Annotated in this window: 18 protein-coding genes, 1 tRNA gene and 1 pseudogene; 5 read left to right on the top strand and 15 right to left on the bottom strand. The window is 66.5% G+C overall.

Features of this window, described 5'->3' with window-relative positions; all coding sequences use genetic code 11:
- Positions 1 to 161: 161 nt before the first annotated feature.
- The 4 genes from U9J66_RS13895 to U9J66_RS13880 all read right to left on the bottom strand — a co-directional run bounded on the left by U9J66_RS13895 (position 162) and on the right by U9J66_RS13880 (position 6,102).
- Positions 162 to 2,387 carry an ABC transporter ATP-binding protein gene (locus U9J66_RS13895; RefSeq protein WP_017534451.1) on the bottom strand — a complete coding sequence of 742 codons (2,226 nt, stop codon included), beginning with the start codon at positions 2,385 to 2,387 and terminating at the stop codon, positions 162 to 164.
- Positions 2,384 to 3,310: an ABC transporter permease gene (locus U9J66_RS13890; protein ID WP_014911617.1), complete on the bottom strand. Its 927-nt coding sequence runs from the start codon at positions 3,308 to 3,310 to the stop codon at positions 2,384 to 2,386. Before U9J66_RS13890 ends, U9J66_RS13895 begins: the two co-directional genes overlap by 4 nt.
- Positions 3,303 to 4,313, bottom strand: coding sequence for an ABC transporter permease (locus tag U9J66_RS13885; protein WP_014911460.1), 1,011 nt, complete (start codon positions 4,311 to 4,313; stop codon positions 3,303 to 3,305). Before U9J66_RS13885 ends, U9J66_RS13890 begins: the two co-directional genes overlap by 8 nt.
- Positions 4,314 to 4,395: 82 nt before the next feature.
- Complete coding sequence (locus U9J66_RS13880) at positions 4,396 to 6,102, bottom strand: ABC transporter family substrate-binding protein (RefSeq protein ID WP_202421506.1); 1,707 nt, start codon at positions 6,100 to 6,102, stop codon at positions 4,396 to 4,398.
- 639 nt (positions 6,103 to 6,741) lie between these two features.
- Here U9J66_RS13880 and U9J66_RS13875 point away from each other — a divergent pair.
- Together U9J66_RS13875 and U9J66_RS13870 are read left to right on the top strand one after the other, a co-directional pair.
- A complete protein-coding gene (locus tag U9J66_RS13875) occupies positions 6,742 to 7,215 on the top strand; it encodes a hypothetical protein (RefSeq protein WP_326337885.1) in 474 nt (157 codons plus the stop codon).
- Between the two features lie 145 nt (positions 7,216 to 7,360).
- Complete coding sequence (locus tag U9J66_RS13870) at positions 7,361 to 7,975, top strand: rhomboid family intramembrane serine protease (protein WP_014912491.1); 615 nt, start codon at positions 7,361 to 7,363, stop codon at positions 7,973 to 7,975.
- A gap of 77 nt (positions 7,976 to 8,052) precedes the next feature.
- Here the strand turns inward: U9J66_RS13870 and U9J66_RS13865 are convergent, their stop codons facing one another.
- The 5 genes from U9J66_RS13865 to dcd form a co-directional block, all read right to left on the bottom strand.
- Entirely contained in the window at positions 8,053 to 8,985 is a 933-nt protein-coding gene (locus tag U9J66_RS13865) for a glycine betaine ABC transporter substrate-binding protein (RefSeq protein WP_017534449.1), read from the bottom strand.
- Between the two features lie 584 nt (positions 8,986 to 9,569).
- Positions 9,570 to 10,499: a glycine betaine ABC transporter substrate-binding protein gene (locus tag U9J66_RS13860; protein WP_014912923.1), complete on the bottom strand. Its 930-nt coding sequence runs from the start codon at positions 10,497 to 10,499 to the stop codon at positions 9,570 to 9,572.
- Positions 10,500 to 10,548: 49 nt separating this feature from the next.
- Positions 10,549 to 11,769, bottom strand: coding sequence for an ABC transporter permease (locus U9J66_RS13855; protein ID WP_017534448.1), 1,221 nt, complete (start codon positions 11,767 to 11,769; stop codon positions 10,549 to 10,551).
- Positions 11,766 to 12,794: a quaternary amine ABC transporter ATP-binding protein gene (locus tag U9J66_RS13850; RefSeq protein WP_014910182.1), complete on the bottom strand. Its 1,029-nt coding sequence runs from the start codon at positions 12,792 to 12,794 to the stop codon at positions 11,766 to 11,768. Before U9J66_RS13850 ends, U9J66_RS13855 begins: the two co-directional genes overlap by 4 nt.
- Positions 12,795 to 13,211: 417 nt before the next feature.
- Positions 13,212 to 13,802 (bottom strand): dCTP deaminase, encoded by a 591-nt coding sequence (gene dcd, locus U9J66_RS13845; RefSeq protein WP_014911499.1) that lies wholly within the window; start codon positions 13,800 to 13,802, stop codon positions 13,212 to 13,214.
- A 136-nt stretch (positions 13,803 to 13,938) separates the two neighbouring features.
- On the opposite strand from dcd, the gene U9J66_RS13840 reads away from it, so the two are divergent.
- Positions 13,939 to 14,012: transfer RNA gene (locus U9J66_RS13840), tRNA-Gly, on the top strand.
- A 111-nt stretch (positions 14,013 to 14,123) separates the two neighbouring features.
- On the opposite strand, the gene U9J66_RS13835 is transcribed toward U9J66_RS13840, so the two are convergent.
- The 6 genes and pseudogenes from U9J66_RS13835 to U9J66_RS13810 all read right to left on the bottom strand — a co-directional run bounded on the left by U9J66_RS13835 (position 14,124) and on the right by U9J66_RS13810 (position 19,622).
- On the bottom strand, positions 14,124 to 15,140 hold the full coding sequence (locus U9J66_RS13835; RefSeq protein ID WP_326337883.1) for a tyrosine-type recombinase/integrase: 1,017 nt from the start codon (positions 15,138 to 15,140) through the stop codon (positions 14,124 to 14,126).
- Between the two features lie 136 nt (positions 15,141 to 15,276).
- A complete protein-coding gene (locus U9J66_RS13830; protein WP_326337882.1) occupies positions 15,277 to 15,501 on the bottom strand; it encodes an excisionase family DNA-binding protein in 225 nt (74 codons plus the stop codon).
- Positions 15,501 to 17,196 (bottom strand): annotated as a pseudogene (locus U9J66_RS13825) (replication initiator). The gene U9J66_RS13830 and the pseudogene U9J66_RS13825 overlap by 1 nt, the downstream one beginning before the upstream one ends.
- Positions 17,197 to 17,437: 241 nt before the next feature.
- Complete coding sequence (locus U9J66_RS13820) at positions 17,438 to 18,868, bottom strand: FtsK/SpoIIIE domain-containing protein (RefSeq protein ID WP_326337881.1); 1,431 nt, start codon at positions 18,866 to 18,868, stop codon at positions 17,438 to 17,440.
- A complete protein-coding gene (locus tag U9J66_RS13815) occupies positions 18,868 to 19,128 on the bottom strand; it encodes a hypothetical protein (protein ID WP_326337879.1) in 261 nt (86 codons plus the stop codon). The genes U9J66_RS13820 and U9J66_RS13815 overlap by 1 nt, the downstream gene beginning before the upstream one ends.
- A 92-nt stretch (positions 19,129 to 19,220) precedes the next feature.
- Positions 19,221 to 19,622, bottom strand: a complete 402-nt coding sequence (locus U9J66_RS13810) for a plasmid replication, integration and excision activator (RefSeq protein ID WP_326337878.1) — start codon at positions 19,620 to 19,622, stop codon at positions 19,221 to 19,223.
- A gap of 290 nt (positions 19,623 to 19,912) precedes the next feature.
- Here U9J66_RS13810 and U9J66_RS13805 point away from each other — a divergent pair, with 290 nt between their 5' ends.
- Together U9J66_RS13805 and U9J66_RS13800 are read left to right on the top strand one after the other, a co-directional pair.
- Positions 19,913 to 20,650, top strand: coding sequence for a DUF5919 domain-containing protein (locus U9J66_RS13805; RefSeq protein WP_326337877.1), 738 nt, complete (start codon positions 19,913 to 19,915; stop codon positions 20,648 to 20,650).
- Between the two features lie 14 nt (positions 20,651 to 20,664).
- The gene (locus U9J66_RS13800) at positions 20,665 to 21,138 is read left to right on the top strand and encodes an NUDIX hydrolase (protein WP_326337875.1); all 474 of its coding nucleotides are present in this window, start codon (positions 20,665 to 20,667) and stop codon (positions 21,136 to 21,138) included.
- Positions 21,139 to 21,555 lie beyond the last annotated feature (417 nt).

The following is a 21,555-nucleotide window of genomic DNA, read 5'->3' as shown; positions in this document are numbered from 1 at the left end:
CCAGAGCATTCCCATTACCCAGCGTGTCGCAACATGTACTATTTGTTGTTATTTCTGTGGAACGTAAAGCTCAACGGGCCGGTGCCCGGAGAAGGATCTCTCCGGGCACCGGCCCGTTCTCATGGACGGTTCACCACCGGACGAACCGGTGGCGAGGCGGGTCAGATCAACTCCACCGCCTGGGAGTAGTGGCAGGCGTCCTGGTGCCCGGTCCCCCGGTCCCGCAGCTCCGGAGGCTCCTCCACGCACTTGGTGCGCTCCGCCTCGGACAACTCTCCGGCGAACTTCGGACAGCGCGTCCGGAAGCGACAGCCCGAGGGGGGATCGGCGGGGCTGGGGATGTCACCGGTGACGATGATCCGCTCCCGGGTCCGCTCCTTGACCGGGTCGGGCAGCGGGATCGCCGAGATCAGCGCCTGGGTGTACGGGTGCGCCGGAGCACTGAACAGCTGCTCCGTCGTGGCCGTCTCCACGATCCCGCCGAGATACATCACGGCGACGCGGTCGGCGATGTGCTTGACCACCGACAGGTCGTGCGAGACGAACAGGTAGGACAGCCCCAGTTCGTCCTGAAGGTCCTCCAGCAGGTTGATCACACCCGCCTGAATGGACACGTCCAAGGCCGAGACCGGCTCGTCCAGGACCAGGACCTTCGGGTTGAGCGACAGGGCGCGGGCCACACCGATGCGCTGCCGCTGACCGCCGGAGAACTCGTGCGGATAGCGGGAGCCGTGCTCGGGGTTGAGCCCCACCAGCTCGAGCAGCTCCTTGACCCGCCTCCCGGCGTCCTGACGCCCGCTCCCGTGGATGCGCATCGGCTCGGCGATGATGTCCGTGACCGTCATACGCGGGTCCAGCGAGGCGAACGGGTCCTGGAAGACCAATTGGAGGTCCTTGCGCAGCGGACGCATCCGCCGATCGGACAACCCCTGGATGGGCCTCCCCCGGTAGCTCACCTCACCCGAGGTGAGCCGGATGAGGTTGAGGAGCAGCCGGGCCGTCGTGGACTTGCCGCACCCCGACTCGCCGACCAGCGCGAGGGTCTCCCGCTCGCGCAGATCCAGGGAGACGCCCGAGACGGCCTGCACCGCTCCGACCTTGCGTCGCAACAACCCCTTGGAACGGATCGGGAAGTGCTTGACCAGGTGGTCCGCGCGGAGCAGGATCTCGGGCTCGGCGGAGGTGTCGGCGGTCTCCGCCGCCCCGTCCTCGTCGAGGTAACCGTCACGGGCCTCCGAGACCAGGGCCTCGGCCCGTTCCACCTCGGCCACGGACTCGGCCCCCTCGGTGTCCACCGAGGTGACCTTGAACAGGTCGGTGGCGTCGACCTCGATCAGTTCCTCGCTGAAGTGGCAGGCCGCCGAGTGGAGATCGACCTCCCCTTCTCCGGCGGGACGCCTCTCCTCCCCCTCCTCGACGAGGAGCAACCGCGGCTCCTCCTCGTGGCACCGGTCCCTCGCCATCGGGCAGCGCGGGGCGAACCCGCACCCCGAGGGCAGATCCCGCAGCGAGGGCGGGGCGCCGAGGATGGGGGTGAGCCGGTCGCCCCGATCTCCGTCCAGACGCGGCAGCGAGCCGAGCAGGCCCAGGGCGTAGGGCATGCGCGGCCGGTAGAAGACCTCCTCCACCGACCCCATCTCCATGATGCGACCCGCGTACATCACGCCCACCCGGTCGACCTGGCCGGCCACCACGCCGAGGTCGTGGGTGATGAGCACCAGGGCGGCCCCGGTCTCCCGACGGGCCCGCTGGAGGGCGTCCAGGACCTGTGCCTGGACGGTCACGTCGAGCGCCGTCGTGGGTTCGTCCGCGATGATCACGTCCGGGTCGTTGGCCATCGCGATCGCGATCACCACGCGCTGGCGCATACCGCCGGACAGCTCGTGCGGGTACTGCTTGAGCCGCTGCTCCGGCGAGGGGATGCCCACGATCTCCAGAAGCTCCAGCGCTCGTGCCAGAGCCTCCTTCCTACTCACCTTGCGGTGTGCGTGCACCGCCTCGGCGATCTGGTATCCGACCGTGTAGACGGGGTTGAGCGAGGTCAGCGGGTCCTGAAAGATCATCGCGATCCTCTGCCCCCGGACCTCGCTGATCCGCTTGTCGTCGAGCCCGATGATCTCTCGGCCCAAGAGCCGGGCGGACCCCTCCACCTTGGCGTTCCTGGGCAGCAGACCCATGATCGCCATGGATGTCACGGACTTGCCCGACCCCGACTCCCCCACGATGCCCAGGGCCTCGCCCCGGCGCACCTTGTAGGAGACCTGTCGGACCGCGGGCAGCGGGCCGTCGTCGGAGGGGAAGGTGACGCTGAGGTCGCTGACCTCCAGCACCACGTCGTCGGTGTCCGCCACGGCGGTGTGTCCCTTGTTCTCGTACTCAGTCGTCATCGCCGCACCCTGGTCTGTCGGGGGTCGAGGGCGTCCCGGAGGCCGTCACCGATGAAGTTGATCGTCAGACAGATCAGCACCAGCAGCACGCCCGGCGGATAGAACAGCCATGGACGCGTGGACACCGCCGTGCGCGCGCTGCCGATCATCTGGCCGAGGGAGATGTCCGGCAGCTGGATGCCCAGCCCGAGGAAGGACATGCCCGCCTCCGCGAGGATGGCCACCGCCACCAGAAGGGTGGCCGCGACGATGATCGGTCCGGCCGCGTTGGGCAGCAGGTGGCGGAGGATGATCCACGGCGCCGAGGCCCCCGACGCGCGGGCCGCCTCCACGAACTCCTGTTCCCTCAGCGACAGGACCACGCCGCGCACCACTCGGGCGATGGTGGCCCACGAGAAGATCGAGATGATCAGCGCGATCGCGGACCAGGAGGTCCCGGCCCCGCTGTTGCCCGCGATCGCCGCGGCGGCCACGAGCAACGGGACGATCAGGAAGATGTCCACGACGCGCATCATGAACGCGTCCACCCGGCCGCCGTAGTATCCGGCGGTGGCGCCCCACACGGAGCCGAAGGCCGTGGACAGCAGCGAGACGGTGAAGGCGACCTTCAACGTCTGCTGGGCACCACGCATCAGCTGGCCGAGGACGTCGTGTCCGGCGGCCGAGGTGCCCAACGGGTGGGTCCCGGAGGGCGGCTGGTTGCTCGGGATCTCCTTGTAGACCGTGTGGTCCCAGGTCCAGAGGAAGGGCCCGAGGAACGCGAACAGGGCGATGATCCCCAGGAGCACCAGGCTGATCATCGCGGGCCGGTGTCGGCTGAACCGGATCAGGATGGTCTGGAGCTGGGTCTGGTCGGCGCTGCTCTTCTTCCGCTTCTTCGCCGGGTCACGGCGCGCGCTCTTCGACATGCCGTTCTCACTCATAGCGAATCCTCGGGTCCAGCACGGCGTACAACAGGTCGGCCACCAGGTTGGCCAGGATGACGATGGTGCCGCTGAGCAGCAACCACCCCATCAGCGCGAAGGAGTCGTTGTTGTCCACCGCGGTGATGAAGAAGTCACCCAGACCGCGCCACTGGAAGACCACCTCGGTGAGGATGGCGCCGTCGATGACGCCCGCGACACCGATGGCCACCACGGTGGTCAGCGGGATGAGCGCGGTGCGCAGCGCGTGACGCCGGATGACCGTGTGGTTGCGCAGCCCCTTGGCCCGGGCCAGACGCACGTAGTCGCTGTTCATCACCTCCAGCATCGAGGTGCGCTGGTAGCGACTCCACGAGGCGAAGCTGATCAGCATGAGCACGATGGTGGGCAGCGCCATGTGCGCGAAGGCGTTCAGGAACTGGTCCCACAGCGGCGCGCCCTCGGCTCTGAACCGCCCGTCACCGATGGTGGCGAAGATCTGGTCGCCCACCAGCTGGTTGAACTTGACGCCGGCCGCCTGCATGATGCCCGCGAACCAGAAGGTCGGCAGGGCCAAGGCGAGGAAGCCGACGAAGGTGAGGGTGTAGTCGAGTTTCGAGTACTGGCGCAGCGCGCTGATCACACCGGTGATGATCGCGAGGCCGAGCGCGAAGACCATGGCCGCGCCCACCAGGCGCAGGGTGGTCCACAGGCGTTCCGCGATGGCGGCGCCGATGTCGTAGTGGGGGCCCTGGGTGGAGGGGCCGAACTCCCCCTGGAGCAGGCCGATGTCGCCGTTTCCACCGATTCCGGTCACCCACAGCCAGTACCGCTCCGGCATGGAGCGGTCGAGGTAGAGCCGCTCCTCCGCCTGTTGCAGTACTTCCTCTGTGGGCGGTGGCTGGGCCATCCGGATGTCGGCGAGCGGGTCACCGGAGACGTCGATCATCACGAAGGTGAGGATGGATGCGAGGACCAGGACGGGAAGAGCGCCCAGGACGCGCCGCATCGTGTAAACGAGCATGGGAGTGATCCTTCAGGGGTGGACGAGGACCGGCCCGGCCCCGGGAGGGTGTCCCGGGACCGGACCTGGGTGGTTCGCCGAACTAGCCGGCGACGTCCCACTCACCGATGTTGTACGTGGCTCGGTAGCTGGACTGAAGGTTGTCGTGGACGTTCACGAGGCGGTCGGAGTTGGCGAAGAAGTAGTTCGGCTCCGCCATGATCGGGAGGACGTAGGCCTCCGGGACCAGGATCTCCATGGCCGCGTTGGCGTGCTCGGCCGCGGTGTCCAGGTCGGGGGCGTTGGCCACCTGGTCGGCCAGGTCGTCGACCTCGTCGTTGGAGTAGCCGCCGAAGTTGCTGCCGCTCTCGGAGTGCCAGAACTGGTCCGGGTTGCCGGTGAAGTACGGGGAACCCGACCAGCCGTACTGGACGATGTCGTACTCCGCCGCGGCGAGCATGCCGCCCAGGTCGTCGGTCATCTCGATGTTGGTCGTGATGCCGATCTCGGAGAGCTGGGCCTGGATGAGCTGGACCGAGGTGTTGCGCACGGTGGAGTCGGTGCTGCGCAGACGGAACGGACCGATCTCCTCGCCGTCGAGGGTGAGGGTCCCGCCGTCGAGCTCGTAGCCGGCCTCCTCAAGGATGCTCTTGGCCTCGTCGATGTCGCCGGTGCCCTGCGTCTCGCCCTCGAAGTGGTCGACGTAGTAGGGGCTGTCGCTGCCGAAGACGTGGTTGTTCTTCAGCTCGTAGTCCGGGTAGCCGGCACCGAAGTTGCGGTTGGCGATGTCGTCGCGGTCGATCGCGGTGAAGATCGCGCGGCGCAGCTCGACGTCCTGGAGCGTCTCGTTCTTCAGGTTGAGGTCGACGTGCTCCCAGGTGGCGCCCTCGGCGATGGTCACCTCGGCGTTGGCGACGTCCTGGAGCTGGAGGATCACGTCCTCGCTGTAGTCCGCCGGGTTGCCCCCGTCGATCTCACCGTTGATGAAGGCGTTCACGAAGGTGCCCTCGTCGGTGTTGTACGGCATGGTGATCTTGTCGAGCAGGGGCTCCTCACCGAAGTAGTTCGGGTTCGGCTCCTTGACGACCTCGTTCTCCAGGTCACCGGCGGTGATCATGTACGGGCCGCCGGACCACTCGGGGCGCTCGGCGTGCAGCCAGTCGTAGTACTCGCCCAGCTGGTCGGCGTCGTCGACGTCCCAGCCGTTCTCCTCCGCGAGGTGGGCGGGCAGGAAGCCGCCGGACTGGCTGTGGGCGTCGAACAGGCTCATCCACTCCGGGTCGGCGAGCCCCTCCTTCAGTCGGAAGGTGGCGGTCTTGCCGTCGGCCTCGACGGACTCGACCTTGTCGAAGCTCGCGGCGGCGCGGGGGTCGCAACCGCCGCAGTAGCCCTCGTCGGGCGAGGTGCCGAGCATCCAGGAGACGCGCAGGTCCTCACCGGTCATCGGCTCGCCATCACTCCACACGGCGTCCTCGGCGAGGGTGATGGACCACTCGAACGGACCCTCGTCGGGGTCGTCGTTGATGAGCTCGGGCTCCTCCGCGAGGACGTTCATGTCGTACTCGTAGGTCCCGTCCGGCTGCCACTGGCCGGTGTAGGGGAGCACACCGGAGAGCATCTGGACGACGTAGACACTGCCACCCGCGAGGCTGGTGGCCTGCCAGGCGCCGGGGAGGCTGTTGATGACCCAGGTGACCTCCTTGGGCCCACCGTCTCCACCTCCTCCGTCACCACTACCGCAGCCACCGACCACCAAGACCGTCGACGTCGCCGCGGCGGCGAGTGCCAACGTCTTTCGACGTTCGAACATGGTCACACCCTTGATCACTCATGCGAACAGGACACGGGGTGACACCTCACCGGCACACCCCACAAAAATAGGCGATTGGTCGATAAGAAGACCATTGAGTGAAATATATGTACAGCCCCACTGCCTATTTCGTGACACATCCGCAACCGGTCCGCCTCCACCACTCCCGCCCATGATTCACACATCCTTGACATCCCGGCAACACTCGATATCGATCGACGTCCCCGCAGGCCAGGAGTGACCAAGACGACCGGTAAAACGCCGGGGATTCGGACAGCGGAGAAAGGATTTGCGGCCGAATCTCGACATCGAACTGCCACGACTTAAAAGTCAACAATGTTTAACTACAGGCCAGACAGAACCGATCACAAAGAGAGAAACAGACAGAACGCATCTTTTGCGACAGAAGACAGCAGACAAGGATCTTTCACCACCTCATGTCGGCCCGATGAAACATGGGATGAGCCGATCATTAACCCTTCCAGCACCTGGAACCCGCAGCCCGAGCCCCCGGCCTGTCCTGAACCCCGGTGACGGGATGACCGAAACCGAGGCCCCCATACCCGCGAAGCGGATAGGGTTCCGTGTGACGACCTCCGTCATCCTCAACGCCCCGCCCAAGCGAGAGAGGCATCCGCCGTGTCCGAATCAGTCCGCCTGGTCTGCCCCGCGGGCCGCAAGTACGTGGAGACGTGGGCTGGTTACGCTCTGGTGATCCTGGGCCTGGTGACGGTGATCGTCGACCCCGGCCACTGGGCCAACATCACCCTCGGCGTCCTGCTCGCGCTCGGAGGCATCGCCTCTGCCGTGCACGGCCACATGATCAAGAACCCGGTCTTGGAGTTCGACGGCGAGGAGCTGCGCTACGAGCGTGGGAACTACGTCGTCGAGGTGGCCTTCCGCGACATCGGCTCCTACCACCTGCTGCCCGGGCGCATCCGTTCCCTGGGCCTGTACGACCGCACCGGACGCCCCAAGCTCTTCCCCTCACTGGCCGGCCGCCGCACCGCGCGCCGCTACCTGCCGCTGACCGGCATCACCAACCCGGCCAAGGTCGAGACCTTCATGTCCGCCGCCGGGATCCCGCCCCACCAGCGTTCCCTCTCCGGCTGATCGCCCGCCTCGAAGATCCGGGAGATCCCGCGTGACCCCTCAGAGCCACTGAGCGAACGCGGATCGATCGGACATTCGTCCTCAATCGCCACACACACCGCGCAGGACATACCACCACAAGAGCTGTTCCTTTACGCTCAACAGTGTGAAGCAGTCCAGAATCACCGCCATCCTGACCGTAGCGGGGATGCTCGCGGCCATGTGGGTCTTCGAGATCCTCGACACCCCTCTCGGGGGCCGACTCGACCAGCAGTTCGGGGTGCGCGCATGGGACATGGGCGCACCCTGGACCGTGCTGACCGCGCCGTTCATGCACGGTAACTTCGCCCACCTGATCGGTAACTCCCTGCCCTTCCTGGTCCTGGGGTCCCTGGTGGCCTTCAGCGGCCTGGGCCGGTTCCTGCTCACCACCCTGATCGTGGCCGTCGTCAGCGGCGTCGGCGTGTGGCTGCTCACCCCCTCCGGGGTCGTCACCGTCGGAGCCAGCGGCCTCGTCTTCGGCTATTTCGGCTACACCGTCCTGCGCGGCATCATCGAACGCAGGACCGTCGACATCGTCATCATGATCTGCGTGGTCATCTTCTACGGGACCATGATCTGGGGCGTCCTGCCCCAGCATCCCGGGGTCTCCTGGCAGGCCCACCTGTTCGGCTTCCTCGGCGGCCTCCTGGCCGCCTACGCGCTACCCAGGCGCGAGAAGCCCGGGCGCCGGGTCGACCAGTGGAACACCGGGGCCCAGGGCGGCTACTACGCCCCCTGATACCGACCGCGCCTTCGAGCACACGACGGGGCCCTCTCCAGAGCGGAGAGGGCCCCGTTCCCGTTCATCGAGGTCCCCTAGAACTCCAGGCCCTCGGCGTCCTCGCCCAGGGTGCGCTCCAGGAACAGGGGGTTCTCCGCCAGCCAGGCGCGGGCGCCCTGCTCCGGATCGGTGACGTCGGGGCCGACCGTGAACGCCTCCAGCGAGGCCAGCTCGTCGTCGGTCATCGTCCAGTCCTCGATCCAACCCGACAGCTCCGGATAGTCCGCGCCGAAGCCCTCACGTCCGAGCGCGTGCAGGCTCTCCACCCCGCCCATCAGCCCCTGGGGGTCCTCCAGGTCCTTCAGGCCGTACTGGGCGTAGGCCGGATGCGGACGCCACAACGTCACCACGATCGGCTCCCGCTCCGCGATCGCCGCGTCCAGTTCGGCCATCATTCCGGCGCCCGAGGAGGTGACCAGTTCGAAGTCCTCGTCCAGGCCGTAGCCCGGCATGGTCTCCTCCCGGGTGACACGGGTCAGACCGGCGCCCGGGTCGATGCCGACGATCCGATTGTCCAGCTCGTCGGCGATCCCCGGCAGGTCGTCGATGGAGTAGACGTCCTCCATGTAGTCGGGGACCGTGAGGGTGAGCACGGCGTTCTCGTACCAGGAACCGAGGCTCTCGGTCCGATCCCGGATCTGTTCCATGTACTCGTGATGGGTGACCGGAAGCCAGACGTCCAGGTAGAGGTCGCTGTCCCCCTCGGCCACGCCCTCGAAGGCCGCCTCCACGTCGACGTCGGTGATGGTGACGTCGTAGCCCTTCTCCTCCAGGATCGCCCGCCACATGTGGGTGACCGCGACGTCCTCTTCCCAGGCGATCATCGCGATCTCGATCTCGTCGAGGTCCTCGGGCCCCGAGCCGAGGCCACCGATGAGGTTCCCGTCCCCACCCGAGCAGGCGGTCAGCAGGAGCAGACCGGTCAGACCGGCGGCGACCGGACCGACCACACTCTTACGGCCGTACATCGTGGGTTCTTCCTTCCCTCGTGCTTGTGCGGCACCGGCCCATGCCGAGGGACGACCCGGATACACGGACGCACGACGACGGCCATGGTCGGGGTCGACTGCGGGAACGGGGGCCGGGTTCCAGCGGACCAACTCCCACCGGTGCGGGCCGGAGCACACACCGGTGACATCACGAACACGGCGGCCGTGACCGCCCGAACGGAGATCGATTCATCCTAATCCGGACTAAAAACCCAAAAAGCCCTATAGCTCCGGGCCTTCGACGTCATCGGCCGAAGCGGGCCCCGTGACCCCGGCCCTTTGAGGGGCGACAACCGGTCCCCCATCTCTGGAACACCGCCGTACCCGTCGATGACCTGGTCCGACGTTCCGGAGGACCACCCCTACGCCCCTGATCGGGCTCACCGTCGATCCGCCCGACAGTGCGCAAAAGCACGCCGGGGCGTGCCGACCTCCACTCCGCCGCGGAACCTTCCAGGTTCCACGAACGGAGGACGCGATCGGCACACCCCGGCGGGATGCGATGGACCGGGCGGCCACGGCCGCTCCGGGAGAGGCGGTCGCCCGGTCCGAGAGGAGAACTCCTAGAACTCCAGACCCTCGGCGTCATCGCCCAGGACACGCTCCAGGAACTCGGGGTTCTCCGAGAGCCACACGCGGGCACCCTCCTGGGTGTCGTCGGCGTACTCCTCCAGGGCGAGCGCCTCCAGCGAGGCCAGCTCGTCGTCGGTCATCGTCCAGTTCTCGAGCCAGCCGGACAGCTCCGGGTAGTCCGCGCCGAAGCCGTCGCGGCCGACCGCGTGGATGGTCTCGGCGTCGCCCATCAGGCCCTCGGGGTCCTCGAGGTCCTTCAGGTCGTGCTTGGCGTAGGCCGGGTGCGGACGCCACAGCGTCACGACGATCGGCTCCTCCTCCGCGATGGCGGAGTCGAGCTCGGCCAGCATCGCGGCGGTGGAGGACTCCACCAGCTCGAAGTCGTCCAGGCCGTAGCCCGGCATGGCCTCTTCCTTGGTGACGCGGGTCAGACCGGCGCCCGGGTCGATGCCGATGATCTGGTTGTTCAGCTCGTCCGCGTACTCGGGGAGGTCCGCGATGCTGTTCACGTCCTCCATGTACTCGGGGACGGTGATGGTCAGCACCGCGTTGTCGTACCAGGAGCCGAGGTCCTCGAGCTGGTCCCCGTAGTCCTCCCAGTAGTCGGCGTGGGTGGTCGGCAGCCAGGTGTCCAGGAACAGGTCCACGTCGCCGTTGGCGGCGCCCTGGTACATCGGGGCCACGTCGACGTCGGTGACGGTGACGTCGTAGCCCTTCTCCTCCAGGATGACCTCCCACATGGCGGTGGTGGCGATGGCCTCCTCCCAGGCGATCAGCGCGATGTTGATCTCCTTGTTGTCGTCACCGCCGCCCTCGGAACCGCCGGTCAGGTCCTCACCGTTGCCTCCGCACGCGGTCAGCAGGAGCACACCGCTCATGCCGGCGGCGGCCAGGCCTGTCATTCGCTTACGGCTGTACATCGTGGGATTCCCTTCCCTAGTGCTTCTGTGGAACCGGCCTGCCTCGGGATCAAGCACCGACGCGGGCCTGCGGGCTGTTACGGGTGACGGCGGCGGTGAGGCGGTCCAGGAAGATCGCCAGGATGACCACGGCGATACCGGCCTCGAAACCGAGCGCACCGTCGTTACGGGTGATGCCCTGGTAAACCTGGCTGCCCAGGCCGCCCGCGCCGACCATGCCCGCGATGACGACCATGGACAGGCCCAGCATGATGACCTGGTTGACACCGGCCATGATCGTGGGCAGGGCGAGCGGCAGCTGGATACCGGTCAGGATCTTGTGCCTGGGGGCGCCGAAGGACTCGCCCGCCTCCACCAGCTCCTTGTCGATCCCGCGGATGCCGAGCTCCGTCAGACGCACGCCCGGGGGCATCGCGAACACGATGGTCGCGACCACACCGGGCACCGTGCCGATGGAGAAGAAGAAGATCGCGGGGATCAGGTAGACGAACGCCGGCAGCGTCTGCATCAGGTCCAGGACCGGCTTGACGATCTTGCTGAGAACGTCGTTGTAGGCGGCCAGGATGCCGATCGGGATCGCGATGACCACGGCGATGAGGCTGGCCACCAGGACCAGGCCCAGGGTGTCCATCGCGTTGGACCACTGGCCCACCGAGGCGACGACGGTCAGGGCGATCAGCCCGAAGAGACCCATGCGCCAACCGGCCACCGAGAGCGCGAGCAGGCTCAGCAGCAGGATCATGAGCAGGGACATCGGGTTGGTGACCAGCATCGGCAGGAACAGCCAGCCGAGCAGCACCAGGACCAGCCAACCACCGGCGACGATCCCCGTACGGACGCGGTTCGCGCGGTCCACGAGCCCGAGCGCGGTCACCGCGATCAGGAAGACCAGAGAGATCACGAAGTAGGGCTCGACCGTGGTGTCGAACAGGTCCATCGCCCACAGGAACAGCATCGGAACGCTGTTGATGATGGTGGTCGCGAGCTCGAACTGCGCCTGACAGATGTACAGGGCGGAGACCACACCGATGATCACCATCAGCGGGATGCGACGCGAGCGCACCAGCGGCACCGCGATGATCACCGCGGCGATGAAGGCGAGCTGGCCGGCCGCCGGGTCCACGAAGAACCCGGACAGGACGGAGACCGCCCAGCGGATGAAGTCACCGGTCAGCTCGAAGAACAGACCGAAGTTGGACTTGAGCCAGGCGTTGAACGCCTCGAAACCGGCCCCCAGAGGAAGGCTCGGCGGGAAGTCGACGGGTGTCACTTGTTCTCCTCCCCGTTCGCGGTGGCGCCGAGAGCGGCGAGCACGGACTCACGGGTCACCATGCCGAGGACCTCGTTCTCCTCGGTGACCACACGAAGGCGGTCGGCCGAGGAGACGCTCGGGTACAGGTCGGCGACCAGCGTGTCCGCGGTGACCGCGGGCGCACCGGAGTCGACGGCGATGTCGGCGTCGATGACCGACGAGGCGGTGAGCACCCGTGTGCGGTCGACGTCCTCGACGAAACGCTCGACGTACTCGTTGGCCGGAGCGTTCAGGATCTCCTCGGCGGCGCCGATCTGGGCGACACGGCCGTCACGGAGCACGCAGATCCGGTCGCCGAGGCGCATGGCCTCGTTCAGGTCGTGCGTGATGAAGATGATCGTCTTGCCCAGGCTCTTCTGGAGTTCCAGGAGCTGGGTCTGCATGTCGCGGCGGATCAGCGGGTCGAGCGCGCTGAAGGCCTCGTCCATGAGGATGATGTCGGTGTCGGCCGCCAGGGCGCGGGCCAGGCCCACGCGCTGCTGCATACCACCGGAAAGCTGCTGTGGGAGCTTGTCCTCCCATCCCTCCAGCCCCACCAGGGCGAGGGTCTCCTTGGCCTTCTCGAAGCGCTCGGCGCGCGGGAGACCGCGCAGCTCGAGGCCGTAGGCCGCGTTCTCCAGCACCGTGCGGTGCGGAAGCAGGGCGAAGTGCTGGAAGACCATGCTGATCTTCTCGCCCCGCAGCTTGAGCAGGTTCTTCCTGTTCAAGGCGGTGATGTCCACCCCGTCGACCTCGACCGTACCCGCGGTGGGTTCCAGGAGGCCGTTGAGCATACGGATCAGGGTCGATTTACCCGATCCGGAGAGTCCCATGACGACGAAGATCTCGCCGGGTCGGACCTCGAAGGACACGTCGATGACCGCAGCGGTCACGTCGAGGTCGGCGATGGTGTCGCGGTGACTTCCGTCGGCGAGCCGTTCCACGGCCGCCTTCGACTGTCTACCGAACACCTTGTACAGATGGTCTGCGCGTACTGCTGGCACGGTCTCCTCTACGGGGCTTTCCCAGCCGCTAAGGCGCGCTGGGGAAGTTCACCCCCACCGTCTGCCTGGCGGTTCCCACAGGTGAGTGGTCCGCGCAGAGCCCCCCGTGCGCGCCCAGAACGGGCTAAACCACCACCTGGTTCACGTCGGGAGGCAACCTTACCGAGATATGAACGCACAGCTCGGGCCGCATGTCACTAGCAGATAACATGTTTAAGCAAGGTAAAACGTGTCTTCCGACCTATGACACGGGTTGCAGAGCCTGCAAGATGCCGCAATGTGATCTATGCCACAGCACTTTTTCGGGCGATGAGGGTCACAATCGGGTGACAGGCATGATATGCCACAGAAAGTGTCAGCCCATGACCGTACCGTAAGGCCTTCTCGGGGGCCGGGGCGCCCCCGATCCGGCCTCGATCAGGCGTTCTCGCCGTTGACCTTCGTCCGCACGAAGTTCTGGAACGAGCGCGACGGCGTGGGACCGCGTTGCCCCTGGTACCGGGACCCGTAGGCGGCGGATCCATAGGGGCGTTCCGCGGGAGACGTCAGCTGGAACATGCAGAGCTGTCCGATCTTCATCCCCGGGTAGAGCTTGATCGGCAGCGTCGCCACGTTGGACAGCTCCAAGGTGACGTGCCCGGAGAATCCCGGGTCGATGAAGCCGGCGGTGGAGTGGGTGAGCAGCCCCAGACGCCCCAGGGAGCTCTTCCCCTCCAGACGGCTCGCGATGTCGTCCGGCAGGGTCACCACCTCGTAGGTGGAGGCGAGCACGAACTCCCCCGGGTGCAGGATGAAGGCCTCGTCCCCATCGGTCTCCACCAGCCGGGTCAGGTCCGGCTGTTCCGCCGAAGGGTCGATGTGCGGATACTTGTGGTTCTCGAAGACCCGGAAGAACCGGTCGAGCCGAACATCGATACTCGACGGCTGGATCAGAGAAGGGTCGAAGGGATCGATCCGGACCCGCCCGGCGTCGATCTGCTTGTTGAGGTCACGATCGGAGAGCAACACGCTCCGAACCTACCGCCTGCGAGAACGGCCGGGACGGGCTTCCCCCACGGCCACCGTCTCGCGCCGACTTGCCCAGTCGCCCCGAAGTTGGGCTAGGATAGCCATCGTTGGCCGCCACACCCCCGGCGCGACCCACGCGGATGTAGTTCAATGGTAGAACTTCAGCTTCCCAAGCTGATAACGCGGGTTCGATTCCCGTCATCCGCTCCACGACACACAAGGCCAGGTAGTTCGAGGCGACTCGGACCCTGGCCTTTCGCGTTCCCGGGGGTCTGCCCGAGGCGCCGTCCCACACACGTGCCACACGCGCGGACGCCGACCTCAGCGACGGGCACCTGTGGAGGACGGTTCCTCGCCGTCGTCCTCGGCCCGGTTCGCCCTCAGCTCCTCGGCCACTCTCTCCCCCAGCCGGTCCGCGATCTCGCGTTCGCGTTCGTCCCGTGCGTGGAGGTAGATCATCGCGGCCCGCGTGCTGTAGTGCCCCATCCTCCGCATGAGTTCGCGCACGGAAGCCCCCGCCTCAGCCGCGTAGGTGTTCCCGGTGTGCCTCAGGTCGTGGAGGTGGACGTCTTCCAGGCCCACGGCAGCGCAGGCGTCCGCCCAATACTTGGAGAAGTTGCCCCGCCGGAGCTGGTTGCCGCGCACACCCACGAACACGAATCCGTTCGGCCCCGGGGCAGCGAACTCCTCCAGGTGGCGCCGCAGGTCCGGAACGATCAGCTCCGGGAGTGACACGGTCCGGTATCCCGCCTTGGACTTGGGCTTGCCCTTGTACAGCCCGCCCACGTCCGAGACCGTCTCGCGCACCCGCACCGTCCGAGCTTCCACGTCCAGGTGCCGACGGCGCAGACCAGCCAGCTCGCCCCACCGTATACTGCCGAACGTCGCCAGCAACACCAGGGACCGGTACCGCGGCTTGATAGCATCCGCCAGTTCGAAGACCTCCGAGACCGACAGCACCGGGCGTTCCTCGGTGTCCTCCAAGCCCGCGCCGTCGATCTGGCAGGGGTTCTCGCGGATCAGCCTGTCCTTGACGGCGGTGTTGAGCACGGCCCGCAAGAGCCGGTACGCCTTGGGCACCTGGGCCTTCCCCCGCTTGCGTCTGAGCCGGGAGGAGCGCCAGCGGCGGATGTCGGCCTCCTTGATCTCGCTCAGGAGTATGTTGCCGAACGTCGGGACCAGGTGGAGGCGGAGCAGGTCCTCATAGGTACGGCGGGTCTTGCGCGTCAGGTCGCGGTGCTCGATCCACTCGGCCGCGTACTCACCGAAGGGCAGGGCACCGACCTCGGGGACGAACCAGTCCCCTGGGCGACCTCCGCCTCCTTGAGCGCCAGCCAACGCTGTGCGGCCTTCCTGGTCTCGAAGGTGATCGGGGCAGGCCTCAGCTGCCCGTCGGGGCCCCGGTAGCGGACTTGGAAGCGCCCCGAGGCCAGGGGACGGATGTTGCCGAACGCGCGCTTCCTCTCCCCCGCCATCACGCCGCCCTTCCGGCCCACAGGCGGACGGGTTCGACCGTCCCGGAGGCGATCAGTTCGTCCAGGCACGAATCCGGGATGCGGACGTGTCGGCCGATCTTGACGAAGGTGATGCGCCGCTCCTCGATCAGGCGACGGGGGTAGCGCTCGGAGGTGTTGAGGCGTTCAGCCGCCTGCGCGACGGTCAGGAGACGGCCGGTCGGACGGGTCTTCTTGCTTGTCATCAGGCAGCCCTTTCCGTTGCCGAGGGGACGGGGGTTCGTGCGGCGGCGAGTTGGGCGCGGCGTTTGAGGGCTTCGCCCACCGCGCGGAGGAGGCGTTGTTCTCGGGGAGCCACGTCGGGGTCGGTGGGGCGTGCGAGTTCCCAGGCGTAGTCACCGGAGTCGACCGAGGTCAGGGCCGGGGGACGCGGGTGTTCGTTGTTGCCCCGGTCCTCGTTGGTGGGTCCGCTCTTAACGCCGTTAATTCCAAGCGCTTCCAGGACCCAGGCCAGGCGGTCCGCCTTGTGGTCGGCCAGGGTCTTGCCGGACCACTTGCGGGAGACCAGGACGCGGCGGCCCGCGTAGCCCCAGGTGTTCGCGGCGATGGGCCTTGGAGCGGCAGAACCCCGGACGAAGGCCCGCTTTGGGGTCTTGGGGCTGAATGCCGTAGCGAAGCCAGTTCGAGCACCGCGGTGAACAGGGTTCGAACCGCAATGTCTCCATGAGCCGATCCACGTGCTGTTCCTGCCGGATGGTCTCGGCGGCGTGGCAGTCGGCGATGTCCTTGGTCAGGTACTTGGCCAGGTAACGCACACACCGAGCGGCGTCCTCGGTTCCGGCCACGACCCCCTTGGCGTCCACCTGCCTTCCGAAGCGGACCACGTGGAAGGGTTCAGGATCGGGATCGGCGTCGATCTCGTCCAAAGCCTCATCCCAGGTGGGCAGGATCTCCCCCGTCCCGGGATCGAGAAAGGTCCCCGCAGTCTCGTCCCAGACCGGCAGATGGTCACCCTCGAAGCGAACCGTGTCGGCGTTGGGCCACCACACCTGGTGATAGGTGGCGGCGGCGATCTGACGCAGTTCGGCCCGGGGCAGGGTGCCGCGCGTGGCCATGTGCAGGTGAGGAGCCAACCGGCGTTGGGGTTCCACCGAGGCGAAGTACTGGACGTCGAACCCGGCGACGCGACGCAGGTTCTGCACGAACCGGTCGATGAGCTTGGAGAAGTGCAGGGTGTCCCGTGCGGCCCGGCGGTAGTCGTACGTGGAGGGATCGACGGGGGTACCGTCCGAGAACACTCGCCCGTACGAGGCGAGGGTGAGCGTCAGGAACAGAGAAGGGCGGAACACCTTTCCCGAGGAAGGATCGGTGAACGCACGACCGACCGTCTTCCTCGTCATCGGCCGTCTGGGCAGGTCGGGAACGTCCTGGCGGCGTTTGGTGGAGCGCACCCGACGCGGCCCCGAGGTCGCCGAAGCGGAGCGGGTGACCGAACCACGGAGCCCGGAAGCGGTGATCTCCTCGTCCAGATCCGCGATAGCGGCATCCAGGGTGGCGAGCTGTTCGGGATCAGCCGTCCCGGTAGCGGCCAGGCGATCGCGTTCGGCGGTGACCATGGCCCGCTGCTCCACCCACCCTTGTTGTTCTTCGGTAGGCGGGTCGGGTTCCACCACGGGTTCGGTGGTCAGGTGCCAGCCCTCTTCGCACTGGGAGCGGCGCAGGGACCGCTTCCTCTTCGCGCACGCCGGACAGCGCGATTCCAGAGTGGAGCCGCACGGGACGTCGATCACCTCGGTCCGACCGGTCCCGATGTCGGTACGCCGAAGAGAGACCGGCCGGATACACACACCATGGTCGGCGGCGACCTGTTCGGCCACCTCACGGGCCAAGGGTTGCGCGAGTCGTTCGGCCCAGGTGGACTTACCGGTAGGAGTCGGCATCAGATCACCTCCACAACCGAAGAAGAGGAACCGTTCAGAGCATGAGTCCACAAGCGCCTAGACCTGGTCTGCTTTTCCATTGGGTCGGGTGCATGGTGGCCATCCCACCGTTGGGCTGGTGGTTGTGGAGTTGGCAGAGTCCCGCGTGGTCGGTGCTGCCCCTGGTGTTCCTTCTCTTCGGCTGGTACACGATCCGTGACGGGCGTTCCTACCTGCACGAATTGCGGGAGTATCGGGCACATCAGGCAACATCTCCCACTGATGAAGAGCCCCCCGTATAGCCGTCCACCATCGCGGTGATGTCCTCATCGGAGATGAACGTGGCCCGCACCCGTACCGGGGACGGTGAGGTCTCCAGACGGACGTAGGCCACCCCGGGAAGGGTGGGGTCGATCAGGTGCGCCTCGGCCCCGCGTTCTCTCGCTCCCTCCCCGAGGACCATGTCCACTTGTGATGCCTCATCCAGGCGCAGGACGATCTTGTCCGGGAAGAGGTTGCGCAGGTTCATGACCTCCTTCCGGGGATCCTGGAGCGCGGCCAGGACGCAGAAGCCGACCGAGCGCCCCTGAGATGTGAGGGTGGCGATGGCGTTCTCCGAGCGGCGACGGATGTCCCGGGCAGGGTGGTAGGCGGTCAGGAACGCGACCTCGTCCAGGACCACGACCACGAACGGATCAGCCGTGGTGGGGATGTGCGAGCGCTGCTTACCGGCGTAGCGTTCGGCACGTTCTTGCATCTGGGATACGGCGTGTTCGAGGAGTTCCACCGCGGATTCCCCGGTGTCGGCGTAGTGGGTGAACAACTCGCGCCCGTAGGCCAGCTCCATGCGTTTGGGGTCGATCGCCCATACCTGTGCCGTGCCTTCGGAGAGAGCGGGGAGCATGGCGCGGATCGCCGACCAGAGCACGGAGCCCTTTCCGGCCCCGGTGACACCGACGATGAGCACGTGAGTGTTGTGCAGGCGGAGCTTCCACAGGGTGCCGTCCTCGCGCTTGCCGACCGGGAGCGCGCCGAGTTCCACGTGGTGGGTCATCGGGAAGGCGTCGAGGGGTTCGGCCAAGGTGTCGTGCCGGGGGAACTCCAACGTGATGTCACGGGGTCCGTTGACCGTCACACGGCAGGAGGGAGCGGCGAACCCGTGCGCCAACTCCACCACCCGGTGTTCGAAGTCGGTCGGTGAGGTGCCGGCCACCAGCGAGACACGGACGTAGTCGGCACGGGCGTTGCAGGCGACCCGGCGGATACGCGGAAGGTAACGGTGTTCCTGGTAGGACTCGGCCAACCCGGAGATGACCAGCACCGGTTGCCAGTGACGCCGATACACGGCCAGGTACCGCCACCACGCCAACAACCGCCAAGTGACGCAGTACCGGTAGGAGTCGGGCCAGGTCCGCCACCAGATGAGGGAAACCACCGAGACCCCACAAGCGAGCACGGCCAGACCGGCCCACCCCGAATACCACCAGCAGAGGGAGACGGTCACCGTCGAGGCGACCATGACAGGGAAACGGAACGGCAGCAGCACCAGGAGCCGCACGAACCGGTAGATCCACGACCCCAGCACGACGATGCCGGGGGTCTCCACGATCGGGGTCGTCCACCGCACGCCTTGCGCCGGGGTCGGGAGGGTCGGCGAGGACTGAGAGGCCCCGATCCTGGGTTGGCGGGTCATCACCGAACACCACCGTTCAGAGCCTCCGCCGCAGCGACCTCGGCCCACAAAAGGTCGGAATCGGCTTTGGCGCAGGCGGCGAATCGGGCGGCGTCGGGGTTGCCGTCACGCATGGCGATCGCGGCGAAGACACGGGACTTGAAGTCGAAGAACTCCGCTCGTTCCTGCGGGGTGGTGCGGGACTTGTCGTACTCGGCCAGGAGGATCCGGACCAGTTCGGGCCCGGTCAGGTAGGACAGATCGGTTCGCTTCTCGGACATACTGGGGGCACCTCTTCTGAGATTTCGCAGTCCAGCAGGGGGTTCAGGGGCGGCTAGGTGTTGGAGCACCAGGCCGCCCCGCTTTCGTCAGGTCAGGCGGCGTCCTTGAGCGGGGTCTTGCGTCCCGAAGGGCCGGGAGCCTTCACGCCCCGAGCCCGCAAGGAATAGGCCACCCGAGGTCGGCGACCGGAGTCGTCGATGTAGGGCATGACCGCCATCGCCTCGAACTCGATCGGGCGGAACGGTAGGCCCGGGACCTCGTCCGGCAGGGACGGGCACACGTCGGCGGCGACCTTGACCTTCACTGACTTGGCCTTGCCTCGTGCTTCCGGATCGGCGTCGATCACGTCCACCGCCCACAGCGGAAGCCCGGAGTCCTTGTCCGTTTGAGGGCGTTTGGTCTCGAAGTCGGTGATCGCCTCGACTCCGAGCGCGAACGCACCGTGGGGGAAGACCGTGCCGAACTCGATCGGCAACGCACCCTGAATAGCCATCTGACCAGCCTTTTCTCATTGTTCGTGCAGTTCAGAGCGGTGATCCCGAGCCGATGAGGTCACTCTGATCAGAATTCGATACATGTATAGCATGTATCGAATTTATTGGTCGAGGTTCACCGGATGCCCGCTGTCCGCTCCGGCTTCTCCCCGCCCTACCTGGGCAGGTTCTCGGTACGGTTCCAATGTGGCCCGAAGGGCCGGGACAGGATCACTACATGGCTGGACGTGTTCAGGACGTCTCGATACTGTGAGCGCGTCCCCACACGTCCTAACGAACCCCGAGGTCCATGGCGAACGAGAGGTTGCGAGCCGCGCTGCTCCAGCGTGCTGCCACCCCGGCCGATCTCGCCCGACACATCGGCGTGGACGCCAAGAGCGTGGAGCGTTGGATCACCCAAGGGCGCACTCCCTACCGACGGCACCGGTACGCGGCCGCGGCCTACCTGGGTGTGGAGGAGAACTATCTGTGGCCGGAGGCGTTGCCTCCCGAGCAGCACAAGGCCGCGTCGCAGAGCGAGATCGTCGAGATCTACCCGCATCGGTGGAGCGTGCCCACCGACCTGTGGAAGCGCCTGTTCTCCGAGGCGCGGCAGGAGATCTCGATCCTGGTGTTCAGCGGATTCTTCCTGGCCGACGACCCGGGCATGCTCAAACTGTTGGCGGACAAGGCCAAGGCCGGAGTCCGAGTACGGATCATGCTGGGCGATCCCGACAGCGAGGCCGTCGCCCAACGAGGTCGTGACGAAGGCCTGGACGAGTTGCTCGCCGCCAAGATCAGGAACGTGATCGTGCTCTATCGGGGATTGCGCCAGGTGGAGGGCGTCGAGTTCCGTCTACACGGGACGACGCTGTACAACTCGATCTACCAGGCCGATGACCAGGTGATCGTCAACACCCACGTCTATGGCGCTATGGCCTCAGAGGCCCCGGTGTTCCACCTGCGCAAGATCCCCGGTGGGGGCATGGTGAATACCTACCTGGAGAGCTACGAGAAGGTCTGGCAGCTCGCGACCCCGCTCGACTGAGGAAGGCCGCACCCATGGGCAAGCGGATTGACTACTACGACGACCCCCAGGCCCCGGCGGCCAACAGCCTCGTCCCCTCGGTGAACGTGTTCGTGGTCAACGAGCGCGACGAGGTCCTGATGATTCGGCGCACCGACAACGACAACTGGGCGGTCCCCGGAGGCGCGGTGGACCTGGGCGAGTCCGTGCCCCAGGCCGCGGTACGCGAGACCCTGGAAGAGACCGGGGTGACGTGCGAGATCACCGGCATCGCAGGGATCTACAGCGACCCGAAGCACATCATCTTCTACACCAGCGACGGCGAGGCCCGCCAGGAGTTCTCGTTGGTGTTCACCGCCCGGCCGCTGGCGGGTGAGCCCACCCCGAGTGACGAGTCCAAAGAAGTCGTCTGGGTACCCAAGGCCGAGCTGACCGGGTACCGGATGGACCGGTCCATGCGCCTGCGCGTGGATCAGTTCCTCAGCGGAGGCCCCGCCCACATCGGGTAGGAGGATCAGGGCGCCATAGTCGCCAGATGTGGGCCCATGTAGTGGTGCTGGCGACTATGGCATGGGCCTACCTCTTCCCAGGGAAACCTCGAAGAAGATTTAGGACCCTCTCCGCCGAGCGGCGCCGCTCAGGGCGTCCCGACCATACGGCCGGGTACACGACACCCAGGATGAGCAGTACAGCTACCACCAGAAGGGTGACAACGATCGACGGCGACCCAAAGGCCAACAGGTGCCCGAGCCACTCAGTTGGCTCACTCAGGTTCGCACTGACATGGCGAATCCCCTCACTCTGCACTACGATGGCCATCACCTTTGCCTCTCCGTTTCATGAAGCAGGGTTTTAAGCGGCCTCTCGACGCCACGAGAGGCCGCTTTTTGCTGCAATACGCAACATTCTCAAAATAGTGCAATCCA

The sequence above is a fragment of the Nocardiopsis sp. LDBS1602 genome (assembly GCF_035818715.1).
Lineage (GTDB): Bacteria > Actinomycetota > Actinomycetes > Streptosporangiales > Streptosporangiaceae > Nocardiopsis > Nocardiopsis alba.
The sequence above is the reverse complement of the archived record's forward strand: the minus strand, read 5'-3'. Positions and strand labels throughout refer to the sequence as shown.